Origin of the sequence: Nocardioides sp. (genome assembly GCF_041913365.1) — a bacterium.
Classification (GTDB): Bacteria; Actinomycetota; Actinomycetes; order Propionibacteriales; family Nocardioidaceae; genus Nocardioides.
In genome coordinates this window covers 17,204-34,441 of sequence record NZ_JAYSFM010000004.1, presented here as the reverse complement: position 1 = coordinate 34,441, position 17,238 = coordinate 17,204, and the positions used below count along the sequence as shown (strand labels likewise).

Below are 17,238 nucleotides of genomic sequence, written 5' to 3'. Positions count from 1 at the left end.
CAGAGCGTGCGCGCGCCTGCGTGACTCCTGCGTGACTCGGGCCCCACCCGGTCCAGCCCGGTCCAGACCGCAGAGGCACGGGGCTGGTCGTCCCGGCCGCCGGCGTCGCGGTCGTAGGCTCGGGCCATGGACGCCCGCGCGTGGGACGAGAGGTACGCCGCTGCCAAGCTGGTGTGGTCGCGCGAGCCCAACCAGTTCGTCGCCACCGAGCTCGCCGACCTCACGCCCGGCACGGCCGTCGACCTCGCCGCCGGGAAGGGCCGCAACGCGATCTGGCTCGCGTCGCGCGGCTGGTCGGCGACCGCGGTGGACTTCTCGCAGGTCGCGCTCGACAAGGGTGCCCGCCTCGCGGGCGAGCTCGACGTCACGTGGGTGTGCGCCGACGCCACCACCTGGCACCCACAGGCCCCGGTCGACCTCGTGGTGGTCGCCTACCTGCAGGTGCCCGCGGACGACCGGCGTCGGGCGGTGCGCTGCGCCTTCACGATGCTGCGCCCCGGCGGGACGCTGCTGCTCGTCGCCCACGACTCGACGAACCTGGCCGAGGGCACGGGCGGTCCGCAGGATCCGTCGGTGCTGATGACGGCTGAGGACGTGCTGGCCGACCTCGAGGGGCTCGAGGTCGAGGTGCTGCGCGCGGAGCGGGTCGCCCGGGAGGTCAGGTCAGCGGACGAGCACGGCGGTGAGGAGCGGCGTACGGCGTGGGACTGCCTGGTGCGGGTGGTGCGGGGCTGATCAGCCCTCGCTGTCGGCCCTCTCCTCCGGCTTCACCGGCTCGTCGCCGTAGACGCCGGCGTCCTTGGCGGCCTGCGCCTTGCGGAGCTGCTTGACCAGGCTGAACCCGAGCACGACGACGGCGAGGATCAGGAAGATCCAGATCGCGAACCCGAGCGGTCCGGCGACGACCTCGTCGTCCGTCGGCGTCGGGTCGTCGGCGAGGATGAGCAGCAGCTGGAGCATGCCCCCATCCTCCCACTTCCCACTCAGGGAGCGGGCGTCGGGATGCCGGCGAAGAGGTCGTCCTCCGGCCGGCTGCTCTCCACCTTGCTGTCGACGAGCTCGTAGTCCTCGGTCGGCCACGTCTTCTGCTGGATCTCGCGCGGGATCGCGAACCACATGCCGTCGGGGTCGATCTGGGTCGCGTGGGCCAGCAGCGCCTGGTCACGCACGCCGAAGTAGTCGCCGCACGGCACCCGGGTGGTGATCCGGTCGTCCCAGTCGGGCTCGCGCTCCCAGGTGGCCAGGCGCTCGGCGTAGGGCGACTCCAGGTCGTGGGCGAGCATCGCCTCGTGGAGGGCGTTGGTCTTCGCCCAGCTCCAGCCGTGGTGGTAGTAGAGCTTGAGCGGCTGCCACGGCTCCCCCGCGTCGGGGAACCGCTCGGGGTCGCCGGCCGCGTGGTAGGCGGCGACGGAGACCTCGTGGCAGCGGATGTGGTCGGGGTGCGGGTAGCCACCGCGCTCGTCGTACGTCGTCAGCACGTGCGGGCGGAACTCGCGGATCAGCCGCACCAGGCGCTCGGTCGACTCCTCGAGCGGGACCAGCGCGAAGCAACCCTCCGGCAGCGGCGGCAGCGGGTCGCCCTCGGGCCAGCCGGAGTCGATGAAGCCGAGCCAGTCCTGCCGGATGCCGAGGATGTCGCGGGCGCGGTGCATCTCCTCGCGGCGGATCTCGGTGATGTTCTCCCAGACCTCGGGCCGGTCCATCTTCGAGTTGAGGACCGAGCCGCGCTCGCCGCCGGTGCAGGTCACCACGTGCACGTCGACGCCTTCGGCGACGTACTTGGCGGTCGACGCGGCGCCCTTGCTCGACTCGTCGTCGGGGTGGGCGTGGACGTGCATGAGTCGGAGCCCGGTGCGGGTCCGGTCAGCGGTGGGCTGGGGCATGGGCGCGAGTCTAGGAGGTGCCACTTACCCTCTTCGTCGTGACCACTGACCTCGCCGACCGCTACGGCTCGCCCTCCCCCTGGCGGCGACCGGTCACGATCGCACTGGTGGCGGCGCTCGCTGCGGTCGGGCTGACGTGGCTGGTGTGGGTGGCGTGGTTCCACGGCACGCCCGAGGTGCGCTCGGAGGTCGTCTCCTTCGAGGTCACCAGCGACCACGAGGTGGCCGCCCGTCTCGACGTCCGGCTGAGCGACGACGACGTCGACGCGACGTGCCGGCTGCGGGCCCTGGCCGAGGACAAGACGGCGGTCGGCGAGCTCGCGTTCACGCCCGTGGACGGCGACAACGACGTGGTGATCCGCACCGAGCGGCGAGCCACCTCGGTGGAGAAGCTGGGGTGCACCACGGCCGACCAGCCCCGCCCCCGCTGAGCGTACGACCTGCGCTTTCGTCGCGGGCTTGCTAGCCTGTTGTCCTGCCCGTCCGGCAGCGCTGGCCCACGTCTGCGGCCGCGCTGACCCCGATCGGACGGAAGATGACCAACCGACCAGATGCGGTCGCGCTGAGGCACACCCGCATCCAGCACCACCTGAATCTCTACGTTGAAGCAGGAGTAGTGACATGACCGACCAGGGCACCATCTGGCTGACCCAGGAGGCCTACGACAAGCTGCGGGCCGAGCTCGAGGACCTCAAGGGTCCCAAGCGCCAGGAGATCATCGAGCGCATCTCGGCCGCCCGCGACGAGGGCGACCTCAAGGAGAACGGCGGCTACCACGCCGCCAAGGACGAGCAGGGCAAGCAGGAGGCCCGCATCCGCCAGCTCGAGGACATGCTCCGTCGCGCCGAGGTCGGCGAGACGCCGCCCGACGACGGCGTCGTCGAGCCCGGCATGGTCGTCACCGTCGACTTCGGTGACGGCGACGAGGAGAAGTTCCTCCTCGGCGCCCGCGAGAACCTCTCCGACGGCGACACCCTCGACGTCTACTCCCCCGAGTCGGCGATGGGCGCCGCGATCAACGGCCGCTCCAAGGGCGAGAAGGTGACCTACACCGCGCCCAACGGCAAGGAGCTCTCCGTCACCATCGTCGACGCGGAGCCCTACAAGGCCTGACCGCTCTCTCTTCATCGCCCTGGGCGGTGGTCCACCTACATTTCGGCAGCTCGAAATGTAGGTGGGTCACCGCCCATCGGCGTGTCCGGGCGTACGACGCTCAGTCGTCGACGCGGTAGCCGCGCTCGCGGAGGCGGGCCCGGAGGTGCTCGGCATGCGCCTCGCCGCGGGTCTCGAGCTGGATCCGCACCTCGACCTCGTTCAGGGTCAGGGACGGGGAGATCCGCTCGTGCGCGACCTCGAGCACGTTGGCACCCTCCTCGCTGATCTCCGTGAGGAGCGAGGCGAGGCCACCGGGGAGGTCGGGGATGCAGACGCGGAGGTAGAGGTAGCGGCCGGCGGCGGCCAGGCCGTGCCGGATCACCTTGCTGAGCAGCAGCGGGTCGATGTTGCCGCCGGAGAGGATCGCCACGGCGGGGGTCTCGAAGCCGGTCGGGTTGTCGAGCATCGCGGCAACCGCGGCCGCGCCCGCCGGCTCGACGACCTGCTTGGCCCGCTCCACCAGCGACAGCAGTGCGCGGGACAGCGACTCCTCCGACACGGTCAGGATCTCGTCGACGTGGTCACGGACGGCGGCGAAGGTGATGTCGCCGGGGCGACCGACCGCGATGCCGTCGGCCATCGTGCTCATCGACTCCAGCGCCACCGGGTGCCCGGCGGCCAGCGACCCGGGGTAGGCGGCGGCACCCTCGGCCTGCACCCCCACCACGCGGACGTCGGGGCGCAGCGCCTTGATCGCGATCGCCACACCGGCCAGCAGGCCTCCCCCGCCGGTCGGCACCAGCACGGTGCGTACGTCGGGTGCCTGCTCGAGCACCTCGAGGCCGAGGGTGCCCTGCCCGGCGACGATGTCGACGTGGTCGAACGGGTGGATCAGCACCGCGCCGGTGCGCTCGGCGAACTCGCGGGCCGCGGCGAGCGAGTCCTCGAGGTAGCGACCGTGGAACACCACGTCCGCGCCGTAGCCGCGGGTCGCCTTCTCCTTGGGGATCGGCGCGCCCTCCGGCATGAAGACGGTGGACCGGATGCCGAGCGTGGTGGCGGCGAGCGCCACGCCCTGGGCGTGGTTGCCGGCCGAGGCCGCGACGACGCCGTGCGCGCGCTCGTCCTCGGAGAGCCGGGCGATCCGGACGAAGGCGCCGCGGGACTTGAAGGAGCCGGTGCGCTGGAGGTTCTCGCACTTCAGGCGCACCGGTCCGCCCGCCATCGCGGACAGCCAGCGGGCACCCTCCATCGGCGTGGTGAGGGTGACGTCGCGCAGCATCTCCCGCGCGGCGTGGATGTCGTCCAGGCTCACCTGGTCGGTCATGACCGGTCCTTCTCCGTCTCGTCGTCGTCCGGCGCGTCCGGGCCGGCGAGGGGGCTGTCGTCCTCGGGGATCAGGTCCCCCTCAGTCGGTGGTGGCGCGATGTCCTCGTCGAGCGCGTCGTCGGGGTCGTCGTCACCGATCGCGGTGTAGCTCGCGAGGTGCTGGGCGACCGCGTTGCCCGCGGCGGCGAGGGGTACGGCGATGAGCGCGCCCGCGATGCCCGCGACGAGCACGCCGCAACCGATCGCCACGATCACGCCGAGGGGGTGCAGCGACACGAACCGGCCCATCAGGAAGGGCTGGAGGATGTGCCCCTCGATCTGCTGGACCAGGATCACGCCGCCGAGCATGAGGACGGCCGTCCACGGGCCCTGGTCGACCAGCGCCACGAGGATCGCGACCGTGCCGGCGACGGTCGCGCCGATCATCGGCACGAAGGCGCCGAGGAAGACGAGCACGCCGATGGCGACCACGAACGGCACGCCGAGGATCGCCGCCACGACCATGATCCCGATCGCGTCGGCCAGGGCGACGAGCACGGTGGCCCGGACGAACTGGGTCAGCGAGACCCAGGCGACCCGGCCCGAGGCGTCGACCCGCTCGCGGGCCGCGCGGGGTGCGAGGCGGACCAGCCACGACCAGATCCGCTCGCCGTCGGAGAGGAAGAAGTAGGTCGAGAACAGCACGATGAAGAAGCCGGCGACCACGTGACCGACGGCAGTGCCGACCTCGGTGACCCGGGTGACCATCCCGTCGGTGCCGGTGCTGTCGGTGATCGCGCCCTGCACCTCCTTGATGTAGCCGTCGAGCTGGGAGTCGGAGACGCTGAGCGGGCCGGTGCGCAGCCAGTCGCGGATCTGCCCGAGGCCCTCGACCACCGAATCGGCGAGGTCGTTCGCGCCCTGGGCGACCTGCTGGCCCACGAAGGTGAGCAGCAGCGAGACCATCCCGATGCCGAGGACCATCACGATGCCGGTCGACGGCCCGCGCGGCAGGCCCACCCGCCGCAGCGCGGCCACGACGGGCGCCGCCAGCGCCGCGATCAGCAAGGCGATCGCCAGCGGCAGCGTGATCACCGCGAAGTACCTCAGCGTCCAGAGCACGCCGAGCCCGGCGACGACGATGACGATCAGTCGCCACGACCAGGCCGCGGCGAGGTCGAGCCCCCACGGCACCTGGGCCCGGCTGAAGTTGGAGGGGCCGGTCGTGAACGCCGGCTGCTCGACCCGACGTTCGGCCCGCATCTGTGCCCACTGCGCGACGATGCGCTCGGTCAGCCCGTCGTCGTCGCCGCGGGACAGGGCCGCGAAGAGGCGCCGGCGACCCGACTCGTCGTCGGTCTCCTCGGCCCCGGCCGGGTGCTGGTCGCTCACGTCGGCCACGCTAACGGGTGCCCGCGCCGGTCAGGCGGCGCACCAGCCGGTGCGCCGCGAGGGGGTGGGTCTCGGCCAGCAGCCCGGCCGCGGCGAGGACGTAGTCGTGGTCCACGACGACCTGCGGGTCGCGCGGCAGCTGCCAGCCGCCCTCGAACGCGTCACCCGTCGCCGGCGTCAGCACGCGGCGTACGGCGTCGGGGCCGCCGTGGCGCAGCACCCCGCCCGAGCCGACCAGCAGGTCGACCTCGCGGAGGTCCTTGCCGCTGCGCTCGACGACGCGACCCTCCGGGCTCACGATGACCTTGCTGCGGCCGGCGTGCCGCTCGAGCGCGATCCGCACCGCGGCCGCGGCGATGTCGAGGTCGGCGTCCTGCTCGGCGTCGGAGTCGGGGAGGAAGTCCGGATGCGCGTGACGGCGTACGGCAGCCTCGTGGAGGCGGCGTCCTGAGCCTGTCGAAGGGTCGGAGCCCCACGCTGCCTCGATCGTGGAGAGCGCCGACCACCGCATGCCGAGGTCGCCCTCGACGGTCCGCGTGACCGGGGTGGTCGCCACGACCTCGCGGGCCAGGCCGCTGTCCTCGGGGTCGAGCTCGACGACGCTGTGCACGTCGGTGGTGGCGCCGCCGACGTCGACGACGACCACGTCGCCGGCGCCGCGGTGCTCCTCGTCGAGGCCCCGGGCCAGCAGCTCGACCCCGGTCAGCACCACGTCGGGCGTCGCGCCGCGGACCATGTCGGTGAAGCTCCGCCCTCGTGCGTCGGTGCGGCTGCTGAGGTGCTTGCCGCCGATGACGTGGGTCAGGAAGATCTCGCGGATCGCGCGGCGGGCGCTGTCGGGCGCCAGCACGCCGATCTTCGGCACCACGTTGTCGGCGACCACGTGGGGCACGTCCACGCGCCTGAGGATCTCCTCGACCTCGAGCTGGGCGTCGCGGTTGCAGGCCACGACGACCGGGCGGTCCCAGGCAAGCGCCTCGAGCGCCTCGGCGGCACGCGTGACTGCCTCTTCGTTGCCACCGTCGGTGCCTCCCGTCAGCAGCACGATGTCGGCATCGGCCGCGTGCAGCGCCTCACCGTCCAGTCCGCCGTCCGACATGGGGAGCACGGCGACGACCTTGCCGCCGCTCGAGAGCGCGACCCGACGGCCCGCCTCGGCGGTGACCAGCTCCTCGTTGCCGACCACGGCGACGCGCAGCCCGCCGCCGGCGCTCGAGCAGGCGAGCACCTCGGCGTCCAGGGCGCGGGGGTCCTGCTCGGCGAGCGCGGTCACGCACGCGTCGTACCCGTCGAGCACGTCACCATGCCCGCGCCCGTCGGGGAGCGTCGTCGGGTGGCTGGCAGTGGCGAGCAGCTCGCCCGTGGCGAGGTCGACGAGCGCGGCCTTGGTGAACGTCGAGCCGAAGTCGACGCACACCACCGAGGTGGCGGTCACACCAGCACCGAGAGCCCGGCGGCCACGATCACCACGACCACGGCCGCGGCGAGGACGTGGACGGTCGTGCCGGCGGGGAAGTCACGCCCCTCGCGGATGGCCCGGTCGGCCTGGCGGTAGCGCAGCCAGCCTCCCCCGGCCGCCACGAGGGCGGACGCCACGAGCAGTACGCCGAGCAGGCGCTGCGGCCACGACGCGTCGAGCAGGTGGAAGACGGCCAGGGCGGCCGCGACGAGCCCGACCGCCGTGCGCTCGTAGGCGAGGAAGGTGCGCTCGTTGGCCAGCGAGAAGCGGACGTCGGGGACGTCGGGTGCGGCCACGCCTCAGCCCAGGGACCGGTCGAGGTCGGCGACGAGGTCCTCGACGCTCTCGATGCCGACGCTCAGGCGGATCAGGTCGGCGGGGACCTCGAGGTCCGTCCCGGCGACGCTGGCGTGCGTCATCTTCCCTGGGTGCTCGATCAGCGACTCGACGCCGCCGAGCGACTCGCCCAGCGTGAAGACCTCGGCGCGCTCGCAGACCGCGAGGGCCTGCTCGAGGCCACCGGCGACGCGGAAGGAGATCATCCCGCCGAAGCGCTTCATCTGCCGCGCCGCGACCTCGTGGCCGGGGTGCGCGGCGAGGCCGGGGTAGATCACCTCGGTGACGCGCGGGTCGCCGTCGAGGAACTCGACGACCTTCTCCGCGTTGTCGCAGTGGCGGTCCATCCGCACGCCGAGCGTCTTGAGGCCGCGGTGGGTGAGGAAGGCGTCGAAGGGTCCGGCCACCGCGCCCATGGCGTTCTGGTGGAAGCCGATCTTCTCGGCGAGGTCGAGGTCGCGCACGACGACCGCTCCCCCGACGACGTCGCTGTGGCCACCGACGTACTTGGTGGTCGAGTGCACGACCACGTCGGCGCCGAGCGTGAGCGGCTGCTGGAGGTAGGGCGAGGCGAAGGTGTTGTCGACGACCAGCAGGGCGCCGGCGTCGTGGGCGACCGTGGCGAGCGCCTCGATGTCGCCGATGGTGAGCATCGGGTTGGTGGGCGTCTCCACCCAGACCAGCTTGGTGCGGCCGGGCTGGATCGCGGCCGCCACGGCGTCGGTGTCGGCGACCGGCGCCGGGCTGTGGTCGGTGCCCCAGAGCTTGGCGACCTTGTCGAAGAGGCGGAAGGTGCCGCCGTAGGCGTCGTCGGGGATGACCACGTGGTCGCCGGGCGACGTCAGCGCGCGGATGATCGTGTCCTCGGCCGCCAGGCCGGAGGCGAAGGCGAAGCCCCGCTCGCCGTCCTCGACGGCCGCGAGCGCCCCCTCCAGTGCCGTACGGGTGGGGTTCGCGGAGCGGCTGTACTCGTAGCCGCCGCGCAGTCCGCCGACGCCGTCCTGCTTGTAGGTGCTGCTGGCGTAGATGGGCGGGTTGACCGCCCCGGTCATCGCGTCGGGCTCGTAGCCGGCGTGGATCGCACGCGTCTCGAACCCGGCCTTGTTGGCGCGTTCCTGGGTCACACGGCGAGCGTAGACCTCGGCGTCCGTGTGCTGGTCACTGGACGACGCGGAACGGCCGCCGCACCGGCTGGTGCGGCGGCCGCGGTCCGAAGCTACGTCCGCTCAGGGACGTGGTGCGGCGTTGCCCGACCGGGCCGGCGTCGGCGCGACCTTCGCCCCGGTCGCGAACCCATTCGCGGGACGGAGTGCGTAGGTCCCCGTGACGTATCCGACGCTGGCCGTGCCGCTCGCCCAGACGGTGGTGCCGAACACGGTTGCCGTCGGCGCCGTTCCGCTGAAGTCGGGAACGGTCACGACGATGTTGGACATGCTCTGGCGCGCGCTCTCGAAGACGCACAGGTAGCCGGGTGCGGCGTCGGGTGCCGCCGCGGTGCCACCGCACCCGCTGGGAACCGCCCCACCGAGCGGGATGACCCTGACCGTGGGGACCGCGTTGAGCTGGGGATAGACGATCTCGGTGAACCCGGCCTCGGTCGTGCCGGCGGCGCTGAGGGCCCACACCCCCCGCACGACGGCGGGCGCCGGCGCGTACCTGCCGTCGCTCTGCCCCTTGGAGTAGTAGTTGCCGAGCTTGGAGTCGGTCGCGGAGTTCGCTGCCGCCTGGGCGCCGGCGGCCGCGGCAGCCGACTCCGCCTTGGTCGCGAAGGTCGAGTCCGACTTCTTCTTGGTGTAGAAGGTCTTGGACGCCAACGGCTTGAGCTCGTTCTTCCAGATCTTCTTCCAGCTCGTGGCGAGGGACTGGGAGACCTCGGCGCCGGCAGGCGTGATGGCCATCAGGCCGCCCCCGACCATGACTCCGAGAACGACGGCAACGACGAGCTGCCGCAACGAACGACGTGAAGACATGGCGCAGTTCCTTTCGATGGCGATGCTGGACGGGCACACGCGTGCTCTGCGCCACCGGACCACCCCTCGGTGCCGCCGCGGCGACAAGCCCATCGACTTTCACCGACATCTGGTACTCGAGAAGCCCGATCGACGCTTGCGTGACCGGGGAGAATGGGGCCATGTTCGGATTCGGCAAGCCCACCACCCTGCCCACGCCCGACCAGGCCCTGCCCGGGCGCGCGGAGCAGATGTGGCGCCTCGGGGAGCACGTGGTGCTGCACACGCCCGTCGTCACCGACGACGTGCCCGCCGGCCACGAGGTCGCGGTCCTCGGCCTCGGCTGCTTCTGGGGCGCGGAGGAGATCTACTGGCAGGTCCCCGGCGTCTGGTCCACCTCGGTCGGCTACGCCGGCGGCAGCACGCCGAACCCCACCTACGAGGAGGTCTGCAGCGGGCGCACCGGCCACACCGAGGCCGTGCGGATCGTCTTCGACCCCGCCGTGGTGTCGTACGCCGACCTGGTCAAGAGGTTCTTCGAGATCCACGACCCCACCCAAGGCATGCGCCAGGGCAACGACGTCGGCACCCAGTACCGCTCGGCGATCTACTGGACCACGCCCGAGCAGGAGCAGACCGCGCGCGAGCTGACCAAGATCTACGGCGACGAGCTGGCCCGCCGCGGCCTCGGTGAGATCACCACCGAGATCCGCCCCGCCAGCGAGACGCCGTACTTCTACGCCGAGGACGCGCACCAGCAGTACCTCGCCAAGAACCCGTTCGGCTACCGCTGCCACGCGAACACGGGAGTGGCGTTTCCCGAGACCGCCTGACGCCCCTTCCGGGACGTCATACGGTGGGGGCACCCGCTGGCCCCATCCGTATGACGTCTCGGAGTCCTCGATGAGTGGTGCTGAATGTCGCTGCGCACAGGTGTCGCAGTCGTGGCCTGCGAGCTCGTGATCCCACTGCGACCGGGCTAGTCCACGACGTCCACCGCGTGGCGTATCGGGGCCGCGCCACGCTCAGGGGCACCCGGTGGCAGGTTCTTGCCGCACCCATGATCACCGGGGCCGCCTACGCTGGAGGTGTCGACGTTGAGAAGTGGCGCCGCACACTTCGTCGAAGGGCCTCGTCATGAGTGCCGCCCCTCCCGTTGACCCCGTCGTCTCGTGCACGTTCCAGCCCCCGCGCGCGTTCGTGGAGCTGCGCGGCGAGTTCGACATCGCCGTTCGCGAACAGCTGGCCGACGAGCTCGCCCGCGCGCGACTCGCCGGTTGCACGAGGGTGGAGGTCGACGCCCGCGACGTGGGCTTCATCGACGCGAGCTGCCTCCGGGTGCTCCACCAGGAGACCGTCCGCCAGGCGCGAGGGGGCGGGACGTTGCAGATCGTCACGGCCTCGGCCGTGATGGTGCGGACCGTGACGGTCGCCGGCTACGCCGACCTCGCGCCGCACGCCGCGATGAGCACGACGCCGGCCTGAGCGCGCTGTCGATTCGCGGCCTGCTCATCCGTCAGAGTGGTGACGGGCCGCACGGGCGGGCCAGCGACGGAGGAGCGACATGACGCAGTACGCTATCTACTTCCACCAGCAGTGGGTCGGGGACCACGACGAGGAGTGGTTCCTGGGCCGCGTGGCACCGTCCACGGCGGTGGTCGACGACATGCGAGCAGCCGGGGTGCTGGTCTTCGCCGGCGGCCTCGTGGAGGACCGGTCCGAGGCGTTCAGCGCCGACGGCACCAGCGGGACGATGATCATCAGCGACGGGCCGTACACCGAGACGACGGAGTACCTCGGCGGCATCACCATCATCGACGTGCCCGACCTGGAGACCGCCAAGATGTGGGCGGCGAGGATCGCGGAGGGCTGCGGCTGGCCGCAGGAGGTCCGGGTCATCAAGTAGGCCGGCTACTCGACGCAGAACTCGTTGCCCTCGGGGTCGAGCATCACGACCAGGTCGCCACCGTCGTGCTGGACGGTGGCGCCGAGGGCCTCGAGGCGTCGTACCTCTGCGGGGATGTCGCCGTCGAGCGCGCGCAGGTCGAAGTGCTGGCGGTTCTTGGCGGTCTTGCCCTCGGGCACCCGCTGGAACCAGAGCGTCGGCCCACCCCAGCCGGCCGGCTCGACGAACGCCTTCCCGGACGTGCTCTCCTCGTCGACGTCGGAGCCGAGGGCCGCGGCCCAGAAGGTCGCGAGCGCCACGGCGTCGCGGCAGTCGAAGGTCACCGACTTGATGAAGGACACCATCCGGTCACGCTAGACCTCCGACAGCCGCGACCGCTTGTGATTACTGCGCGACCCAGTCCGTGAAGGAGCGCGGGGCGCCGAGCCAGTCGGTCCTCGTGGTGGAACCGTTGGGCCGGGTGCCGGCGACGCGCACCGCGACGCGGACCTCGTCCGGGGAGCCGATGGCCTCGCGGGAGATCCGGAACCGCACCGTCTCGCGGTCGTAGTCGACCTTCATCCGGTAGGACCCCTCGACGGGCTCGCCCCACGCCGAGTGGGCGAAGCCGTCGGTGCTCAGGAGCACGTAGTCGGTGCCGACGAAGAAGCCGCCGGAGAAGACGTACTCCGGGCCGGCGTCGGCAGGGTCGGTGTCGATGAAGACCGAGCCGGACGAGCCGGTGCGGAACGACTCCCGCAGGTCGGCGTGCGTCGTGGTCACCACGACGTTGGCGGCCTTGTGCTCGACCTCGACGGATCGCAGGTCGACGCCGTGGCCGAGGTCCTGCGGGTCGGCGACGCCGATGCCGTCGGCGGTCGCCGGGGCGAGCTGGGTCAGGGTCAGGGCAGCCACCGACAGGGCGGCTCCGCTCAGCAGGGTGCGACGCATGGTCATCCGTTCCTCGTGTCCTCTCCCCGGACGGGGACAGTGAGAGGACGCGGCGGAGGGCGGGAAGGTTGCATCCGGTCTGGACCAACGGGTCCGATCAGTCCCGACCCACCTGCAGCCGCACGTCGACGACCTCGCCGAGCTCGACCTGCTCCGCGCGGCGTACGGCGTCCTTGATCGGCAGGAACCACGTGTCCTCGCGCGGGAACATCGACGTCGTGAACTCGGTCTCGCCGATCCAGGCCCGCACCGGTACGACGCCCCAGTAGACGACCTCGGCCTTCACCTCGTCGACGAGGTCGGCCTCGTCGGGCGGCAGCGGGACGAAGTGGTAGGGCGCGGGGCCGCGCCACTCCACCAGCTCGCCGCTGAACTCGATCTCCATGCCCGCCAGCGTCGCAGAGGTTGCGGACGATCGGGTGCAGGAACCAGTGAGGGCGGACGGGAGTCCCTGGTCCCCGTCCGCCCTCGTCACCGCGCCCCTGCGTGCACGGTGTTCCCCCTGGAGAGGGTCTGGAGCGGCGCCTAGCCCAGCGCCGCGACGGCGGCGACCACGTCGACGAGGCCGTAGCCCTTGTCGTACGACGTGGTGCCCAGCGGGCCGGCCTGGTAGGCCGCGCCGTCGGTGTACTTGTGGGCCGAGACCTTCAGCGCCCGCTCGATGTCGGCGGGGGTCGCCGTCGGGTCGGCCTGGAAGAGCTGCGCGACGATGCCGGCGATGTGCGGGGCGGCCATCGAGGTGCCGCTGATCGTGTTGAAGGTGCCGATGTCGAGCGGGCCGGGGCCGTTGCGGAAGTCGAGCCCGGTCGAGCAGATGACCAGGTAGGGGCGGCACGAGGACGTGATGTTCTCGCCCGGCGCGGAGATGTCGGGCCACGTCGAGGCGTCGGACGAGAGGCCGCGCGAGCTGAACTCGGAGACGGCGCCGTCGCGGGTGCCGGTGTCCTGGTCGAAGTACGACGCCACGGACAGGATGCCGCCCGTCGGGTCCTGGCCGGGCGGGTTCGTCAGGCTCTCCGAGCCGTCGCCGCCGTCGTTGCCGGCCGCCCAGACGGTCACCACGCCCTCGGCCGCGAGCGCCCGCTGGATCTTCACGGTGGCGGACTCGGGGTCGAACTCGCCGCCGCCGGTGGGGCCGTAGGAGTTGTTGGTGACCTTGATCGGCGGGCAGGTCGAGGCCGGGACGCCGGCGCCGCACGGGGCGGCGTGGTTCTCCAGCACCCAGTTGAGCGCCGAGTCGGCGCCGAGGATCACGATGCCCGCGCCCGTGGAGATCGACACCAGCTTGGCGCCGGGTGCTGCACCCTGGACCTTGCCGCCGTCGCTCAGCGTGGTCGGGCGCCCGGCGACGATGCCGTTGACGTGGGTGCCGTGGCCGCCGACCGAGAGGGTGTCGGTGTCCACGTTGGCGGGGAGCTTCTGGACCGAGCAGGTCTCGGTGAGCGGCTCGCACAACGCCTTGAGGTTGGCGACCACGGCCGAGGAGCCGTCGGCCTCCTTGAAGTAGGGGTGCGTCGGGTCGACGCCGGAGTCGATGACCGCGACGCTGACGCCCGTGCCGGTGAGCGGCTTGCCGTCGGCCCCGGTGAGGGTCGCGGCCGCCTCGGCGCCGCGGGTCGCGGTGTTGGAGGTCTCCTGGAAGAAGTCGATCGGCTGCGCGCCGCCCTCGACGTACGTCACTCCGGGCTGGCTGCGCACCGCCTCGATCTGGCTCTTCGTCGCGTTGGCGACGACCACGCCGATCTTGCGGAACTCGCCCTTCCGGGCCATCCCGGTCGCCGTCACCGCCTGGCTGGCGGCGGTGAGGGAGGTGCCGTGCACCAGCACGGTCGTGCGGCCGGTGAGCCCGGCGAGCTGGCCGGCGAGGAAGTCGGAGACGTTGGCCCGCTCGGCGGCGGACTGGCCGGCCGCGGACGCGCCGCCGGTGGTCAGGGTCGCCGAGGCGACGAGGGCGGTCGCCGCGAGGGCGAGCAGGGGCGTGGAGCGCAGACGCACGGGGGTCCTCCCGAGGGTGGGGGTGTCGTTGTCCGGCTCAACGACGAAACGTGCGCCGGGTCACGCGTGGCGTGGCAACCCGATTGCCCCGTTGGGGACAATGGACGCATGAGCGAGCTCCCCCGCAAGGCCGCAGCCCGCACGGCACGACTGGCGGCGCTCCCCCTCGGCTACGCCGGACGCCAGGCGGTCGGGCTGGGCAAGAGGCTCGGCGGCAAGCCCGCGGAGGCCGTGCTGACCGATGTCCAGCAGCGCACCGCCGAGCAGCTCTTCCGCACGCTCGGGGAGCTCAAGGGCGGCGCGATGAAGTTCGGCCAGGCCCTGAGCGTGCTCGAGGCGGCCTTGCCCGAGGAGGTGGCCGCGCCCTACCGCGAGCACCTCACCGCGCTCCAGGACTCCGCGCCGCCGATGCCCACCGCCACCGTGCGCGAGCAGCTGACGACGTACCTCGGCGCCGACTGGCCCGAGCGGCTGGTGTGGCTCGACGGCGCCCCGACCGCCGCCGCCTCGATCGGCCAGGTCCACCGCGGCCGCTGGCTCGACCACGCCTCCGACGAGCCCTCCGAGCGCGAGGTCGCGGTCAAGGTGCAGTACCCGGGCGCCGGCCAGGCGTTGATGTCCGACCTCCGCCAGATCTCCCGGCTCGCGCGCGGCGTCGCCCCGGTCTTCCCCGGGCTGGACATCAAGCCGCTCGTCGCCGAGCTCCAGGCCCGCGCGGCCGACGAGCTCGACTACCACCTCGAGGCCGAGGCGCAGTCGGCCTACGCCGAGGCCTTCGCCGATCACCCCGACATCGTGGTGCCGGCCGTGGTGGCGGTCGGCGAGCAGGTGCTCGTCACCGAGTGGATGGACTCCCCCCACTCGCTGGCGCACGTGATCAGGGAGGGCACGCAGGAGGAGCGCGACCACTACGGCGAGATCTTCGTGCGGTTCCTCTTCGAGGGCCCCAACCGCACCGGCATGCTGCACGCCGACCCGCACCCCGGGAACTTCCGGGTCCTGCCCGCCCCCGACGGCGGACTCGGCCGGCTCGGGGTCCTCGACTTCGGCGCGGTGGCGCGGCTCGAGGACGGCGGGATGCCGCCCGCGACCGGCCGGCTGATGCGCATCGCGCTGGACAACGACGAGGAGTCGCTCGTCGCCGGGCTCCGTGCCGAGGGCTTCATCAAGGACCGGATCGAGGTCGAGCCGCGCCAGGTCATGGACTACCTCGCCCCGTTCGTGGAGCCTGCGGCCCAGGAGCGGTTCACCTTCACCCGCGACTGGATGCGCGAGCAGTTCGAGCGGGTCAACGACCCGCGCTCGGAGGCCTTCACCCTCGCGATGAAGCTCAACCTGCCGACGTCGTACCTCCTGATCCACCGCACCTGGATCGGCGCCATCGGCCTGCTGAGCCAGCTCAACGCGACGGCGCCCTTCCGCGAGATCCTCGAGGAGTCGCTGCCGGGCTTCGCCCCCTGAGGTCGCCTCTCGTGGGGGTAGTCCAGTGGCAGATGGCTGTCGCCCTGGGGTAGTCCAGTGGCAGATGGCTGTCCGGAGGCCGGATCCACGACCATCTGCCACTGGACTACCCCGTGGTTGCCCGGAAGCCCGTGGCACGATGCGGGCCATGAGCACCGCAGCCGAGGCCCTCGCCCGCTGGCACGCCGTCGTCGAGAGCCGCGACCCGGCCGGGCTGGCCCCGCTGATCGCGGAGGACGCCGTCTTCCACAGCCCCGCCGTGCACACGCCGCAGGTCGGCCGCGACACCGTCGTCGGCTACCTCACCGCCGCCTTCACCGTCCTCGGCCCCGAGCTGTCCTACGTGCGGGAGTGGCTCGGCGCCGACTCGGCGGTCCTGCACTTCCGCACGAAGGTGGGCGGCCTCGACGTCGAGGGCATCGACATGATCACGTGGGACGCCGACGGCCAGATCGTCGACTTCACCGTGATGGTCCGCCCGAGGAAGGCGCTCGACGCTGTGATCGAGCACATGGGTGCCGAGCTGATGCGGATGCTCGAGGCGTCAGGCGCCTGAGGCGGCCCGGCGCCGTACGACCCGGTCGAGGATGCCGAGGGTGGCCCGCAGGGCGGTCTCGTCGTTGACGGGGAAGATGGGCCGCCACTGCTCGCTGACCGCCGACCAGTCGTAGACCGAGGTGACCCAGGTGCCGGCCCTGCCCTCGACCTCGCCCGGCTCGAGCAGGTAGCCGTAGGTGTGGCCGATCGGGGGCTTGATCGTGCCGTCGATCCACCACGTGATCTCGCGGTCCATCTCGTAGCGGTCGATGACCACCTCGACGTCGTAGCGACCCATCGGGTAGTCGCCCTTCGCCTCGCGGTCCATGTGCACGGTGAACCTGTCGCCCACCGCCCCCACGCGGACGCCCTCCGCGGACTGCAGCATCCCGGAGGAGTCGATGTCGACGTGCCCCTCGGGGTCGCGCAGGACGTCGAAGATGGCAGTGGGCCCGGCCTCGATGAAGCGGCGGGCGGTCAGCTGGTCGGTCACGCGCCCAGCCAAGCAGGTCAGCGCGGGCGCTGCTCCACGAGCCCCACGGTGGTGCCCTCGGGGTCGACGAAGAAGGCCATCCACTCGTCGGTCCCGGCCGGGCCGAGGGTGTCGTCGTCGTGGCCGAAGATCACGTGCGGCTCGGAGGCGATCTCCACGCCCTTGTCCCGCAGCCCGGCCACCGCCGCGTCGATGTCGTCGACGGGCAGGTAGATCAGCGCGCCCGGCGCGCCGCGGTCCATCAGCAGGCGTACGCCGTCGAGGTCGAAGAACGCCAGGCCGGGCGGGTCGAAGCTCGCGACGGGCCCCACGCCGAGGAGCTCGGCGTAGAAGGCGGTAGTGGCGGCGAGGTCCGTCGCCCGCTGGGCGACCTGCACGAGTCGGGGCATGCCGTCAGTGTGCAGCGGCGACCCGCACCGTGCCAGCCTCCCGGGCCCGACAGTGGCGGCACACGACATCCCCAGACCCCGATCCGATGTCGTCCGCCGCCACCC

The 17,238-nt window shown here is 72.1% G+C and carries 22 protein-coding genes; 8 read left to right on the top strand and 14 right to left on the bottom strand.

The genetic code is table 11. The features are described from left to right. The first annotated feature begins 126 nt into the window (after positions 1-126). Positions 127-735 (top strand): class I SAM-dependent methyltransferase, encoded by a 609-nt coding sequence (locus ACE3QY_RS10970; protein WP_374456061.1) that lies wholly within the window; start codon positions 127-129, stop codon positions 733-735. Here ACE3QY_RS10970 and ACE3QY_RS10965 read toward each other — a convergent pair whose 3' ends face one another. Beyond that, on the bottom strand, positions 736-960 hold the full coding sequence (locus ACE3QY_RS10965; protein ID WP_374456060.1) for a hypothetical protein: 225 nt from the start codon (positions 958-960) through the stop codon (positions 736-738). 23 nt (positions 961-983) lie between these two features. Next, positions 984-1,883 carry a mycothiol conjugate amidase Mca gene (mca, locus tag ACE3QY_RS10960; protein ID WP_374456059.1) on the bottom strand — a complete coding sequence of 300 codons (900 nt, stop codon included), beginning with the start codon at positions 1,881-1,883 and terminating at the stop codon, positions 984-986. Between the two features lie 38 nt (positions 1,884-1,921). Between mca and ACE3QY_RS10955 the strand changes: the two genes are divergently transcribed. Together ACE3QY_RS10955 and greA are read left to right on the top strand one after the other, a co-directional pair. After that, entirely contained in the window at positions 1,922-2,314 is a 393-nt protein-coding gene (locus ACE3QY_RS10955) for a DUF4307 domain-containing protein (protein ID WP_374456058.1), read from the top strand. A 190-nt stretch (positions 2,315-2,504) separates the two neighbouring features. After that, on the top strand, positions 2,505-2,996 hold the full coding sequence (greA, locus tag ACE3QY_RS10950; protein WP_374456057.1) for a transcription elongation factor GreA: 492 nt from the start codon (positions 2,505-2,507) through the stop codon (positions 2,994-2,996). A 100-nt stretch (positions 2,997-3,096) separates the two neighbouring features. Here the strand turns inward: greA and ilvA are convergent, their stop codons facing one another. The 6 genes from ilvA to ACE3QY_RS10920 form a co-directional block, all read right to left on the bottom strand. Next, positions 3,097-4,305, bottom strand: a complete 1,209-nt coding sequence (ilvA, locus tag ACE3QY_RS10945) for a threonine ammonia-lyase (protein WP_374456056.1) — start codon at positions 4,303-4,305, stop codon at positions 3,097-3,099. Further along, entirely contained in the window at positions 4,302-5,678 is a 1,377-nt protein-coding gene (locus ACE3QY_RS10940) for an AI-2E family transporter (protein WP_374456055.1), read from the bottom strand. Before ACE3QY_RS10940 ends, ilvA begins: the two co-directional genes overlap by 4 nt. 10 nt (positions 5,679-5,688) lie before the next feature. Then, positions 5,689-7,113 (bottom strand): glutamate mutase L, encoded by a 1,425-nt coding sequence (locus ACE3QY_RS10935; protein WP_374456054.1) that lies wholly within the window; start codon positions 7,111-7,113, stop codon positions 5,689-5,691. Then, positions 7,110-7,433: a DUF202 domain-containing protein gene (locus ACE3QY_RS10930; protein WP_374456053.1), complete on the bottom strand. Its 324-nt coding sequence runs from the start codon at positions 7,431-7,433 to the stop codon at positions 7,110-7,112. The genes ACE3QY_RS10935 and ACE3QY_RS10930 overlap by 4 nt, the downstream gene beginning before the upstream one ends. Positions 7,434-7,436: 3 nt before the next feature. Continuing rightward, positions 7,437-8,597 carry a cystathionine gamma-synthase gene (locus ACE3QY_RS10925; RefSeq protein WP_374456052.1) on the bottom strand — a complete coding sequence of 387 codons (1,161 nt, stop codon included), beginning with the start codon at positions 8,595-8,597 and terminating at the stop codon, positions 7,437-7,439. 102 nt (positions 8,598-8,699) lie between these two features. After that, positions 8,700-9,443, bottom strand: a complete 744-nt coding sequence (locus ACE3QY_RS10920; RefSeq protein WP_374456051.1) for a hypothetical protein — start codon at positions 9,441-9,443, stop codon at positions 8,700-8,702. Positions 9,444-9,604: 161 nt separating this feature from the next. On the opposite strand from ACE3QY_RS10920, the gene msrA reads away from it, so the two are divergent. The 3 genes from msrA (at position 9,605) to ACE3QY_RS10905 (ending at position 11,328) form a co-directional block, all read left to right on the top strand. Continuing rightward, positions 9,605-10,255: a peptide-methionine (S)-S-oxide reductase MsrA gene (gene msrA / locus ACE3QY_RS10915; RefSeq protein WP_374456050.1), complete on the top strand. Its 651-nt coding sequence runs from the start codon at positions 9,605-9,607 to the stop codon at positions 10,253-10,255. Positions 10,256-10,559: 304 nt separating this feature from the next. Then, positions 10,560-10,907 (top strand): STAS domain-containing protein, encoded by a 348-nt coding sequence (locus ACE3QY_RS10910; RefSeq protein ID WP_374456049.1) that lies wholly within the window; start codon positions 10,560-10,562, stop codon positions 10,905-10,907. A gap of 79 nt (positions 10,908-10,986) precedes the next feature. Next, on the top strand, positions 10,987-11,328 hold the full coding sequence (locus tag ACE3QY_RS10905; protein WP_374456048.1) for a YciI family protein: 342 nt from the start codon (positions 10,987-10,989) through the stop codon (positions 11,326-11,328). Between the two features lie 5 nt (positions 11,329-11,333). On the opposite strand, the gene ACE3QY_RS10900 is transcribed toward ACE3QY_RS10905, so the two are convergent. The 4 genes from ACE3QY_RS10900 to ACE3QY_RS10885 all read right to left on the bottom strand — a co-directional run bounded on the left by ACE3QY_RS10900 (position 11,334) and on the right by ACE3QY_RS10885 (position 14,253). Beyond that, positions 11,334-11,672 carry a VOC family protein gene (locus tag ACE3QY_RS10900; protein WP_374456047.1) on the bottom strand — a complete coding sequence of 113 codons (339 nt, stop codon included), beginning with the start codon at positions 11,670-11,672 and terminating at the stop codon, positions 11,334-11,336. Positions 11,673-11,712: 40 nt separating this feature from the next. Then, positions 11,713-12,264 (bottom strand): hypothetical protein, encoded by a 552-nt coding sequence (locus ACE3QY_RS10895; RefSeq protein ID WP_374456046.1) that lies wholly within the window; start codon positions 12,262-12,264, stop codon positions 11,713-11,715. 91 nt (positions 12,265-12,355) lie between these two features. Next, entirely contained in the window at positions 12,356-12,643 is a 288-nt protein-coding gene (locus ACE3QY_RS10890; protein WP_374456045.1) for a DUF1905 domain-containing protein, read from the bottom strand. Positions 12,644-12,783: 140 nt separating this feature from the next. Beyond that, positions 12,784-14,253 carry a S8 family serine peptidase gene (locus ACE3QY_RS10885; RefSeq protein ID WP_374456044.1) on the bottom strand — a complete coding sequence of 490 codons (1,470 nt, stop codon included), beginning with the start codon at positions 14,251-14,253 and terminating at the stop codon, positions 12,784-12,786. 108 nt (positions 14,254-14,361) lie between these two features. On the opposite strand from ACE3QY_RS10885, the gene ACE3QY_RS10880 reads away from it, so the two are divergent. Next, on the top strand, positions 14,362-15,714 hold the full coding sequence (locus ACE3QY_RS10880; protein WP_374456043.1) for an ABC1 kinase family protein: 1,353 nt from the start codon (positions 14,362-14,364) through the stop codon (positions 15,712-15,714). 148 nt (positions 15,715-15,862) lie between these two features. Further along, the gene (locus ACE3QY_RS10875) at positions 15,863-16,270 is read left to right on the top strand and encodes a nuclear transport factor 2 family protein (protein WP_374456042.1); all 408 of its coding nucleotides are present in this window, start codon (positions 15,863-15,865) and stop codon (positions 16,268-16,270) included. Here ACE3QY_RS10875 and ACE3QY_RS10870 read toward each other — a convergent pair. Both ACE3QY_RS10870 and ACE3QY_RS10865 read right to left on the bottom strand, forming a co-directional pair. After that, a complete protein-coding gene (locus ACE3QY_RS10870; protein WP_374456041.1) occupies positions 16,259-16,744 on the bottom strand; it encodes a polyketide cyclase in 486 nt (161 codons plus the stop codon). The two genes, ACE3QY_RS10875 and ACE3QY_RS10870, sit on opposite strands and share 12 nt — an antisense overlap. A 17-nt stretch (positions 16,745-16,761) precedes the next feature. Next, positions 16,762-17,133, bottom strand: a complete 372-nt coding sequence (locus ACE3QY_RS10865; RefSeq protein ID WP_374456040.1) for a VOC family protein — start codon at positions 17,131-17,133, stop codon at positions 16,762-16,764. Positions 17,134-17,238: the final 105 nt, after the last annotated feature.

Excerpts from the sequence above, each read along its gene's own strand:
- ACE3QY_RS10970 (WP_374456061.1), top strand. The coding sequence starts at position 127 with ATGGACGCCCGCGCGTGGGACGAGAGGTACGCCGCTGCCAAGCTGGTG.
- ACE3QY_RS10965 (WP_374456060.1), bottom strand. The coding sequence starts at position 960 with ATGCTCCAGCTGCTGCTCATCCTCGCCGACGACCCGACGCCGACGGAC.
- mca (WP_374456059.1), bottom strand. The coding sequence starts at position 1,883 with ATGCCCCAGCCCACCGCTGACCGGACCCGCACCGGGCTCCGACTCATG.
- greA (WP_374456057.1), top strand. The coding sequence starts at position 2,505 with ATGACCGACCAGGGCACCATCTGGCTGACCCAGGAGGCCTACGACAAG.
- ilvA (WP_374456056.1), bottom strand. The coding sequence starts at position 4,305 with ATGACCGACCAGGTGAGCCTGGACGACATCCACGCCGCGCGGGAGATG.
- ACE3QY_RS10920 (WP_374456051.1), bottom strand. The coding sequence starts at position 9,443 with ATGTCTTCACGTCGTTCGTTGCGGCAGCTCGTCGTTGCCGTCGTTCTC.
- msrA (WP_374456050.1), top strand. The coding sequence starts at position 9,605 with ATGTTCGGATTCGGCAAGCCCACCACCCTGCCCACGCCCGACCAGGCC.
- ACE3QY_RS10910 (WP_374456049.1), top strand. The coding sequence starts at position 10,560 with ATGAGTGCCGCCCCTCCCGTTGACCCCGTCGTCTCGTGCACGTTCCAG.
- ACE3QY_RS10905 (WP_374456048.1), top strand. The coding sequence starts at position 10,987 with ATGACGCAGTACGCTATCTACTTCCACCAGCAGTGGGTCGGGGACCAC.
- ACE3QY_RS10900 (WP_374456047.1), bottom strand. The coding sequence starts at position 11,672 with ATGGTGTCCTTCATCAAGTCGGTGACCTTCGACTGCCGCGACGCCGTG.
- ACE3QY_RS10895 (WP_374456046.1), bottom strand. The coding sequence starts at position 12,264 with ATGACCATGCGTCGCACCCTGCTGAGCGGAGCCGCCCTGTCGGTGGCT.
- ACE3QY_RS10890 (WP_374456045.1), bottom strand. The coding sequence starts at position 12,643 with ATGGAGATCGAGTTCAGCGGCGAGCTGGTGGAGTGGCGCGGCCCCGCG.
- ACE3QY_RS10880 (WP_374456043.1), top strand. The coding sequence starts at position 14,362 with ATGAGCGAGCTCCCCCGCAAGGCCGCAGCCCGCACGGCACGACTGGCG.
- ACE3QY_RS10875 (WP_374456042.1), top strand. The coding sequence starts at position 15,863 with ATGAGCACCGCAGCCGAGGCCCTCGCCCGCTGGCACGCCGTCGTCGAG.
- ACE3QY_RS10865 (WP_374456040.1), bottom strand. The coding sequence starts at position 17,133 with ATGCCCCGACTCGTGCAGGTCGCCCAGCGGGCGACGGACCTCGCCGCC.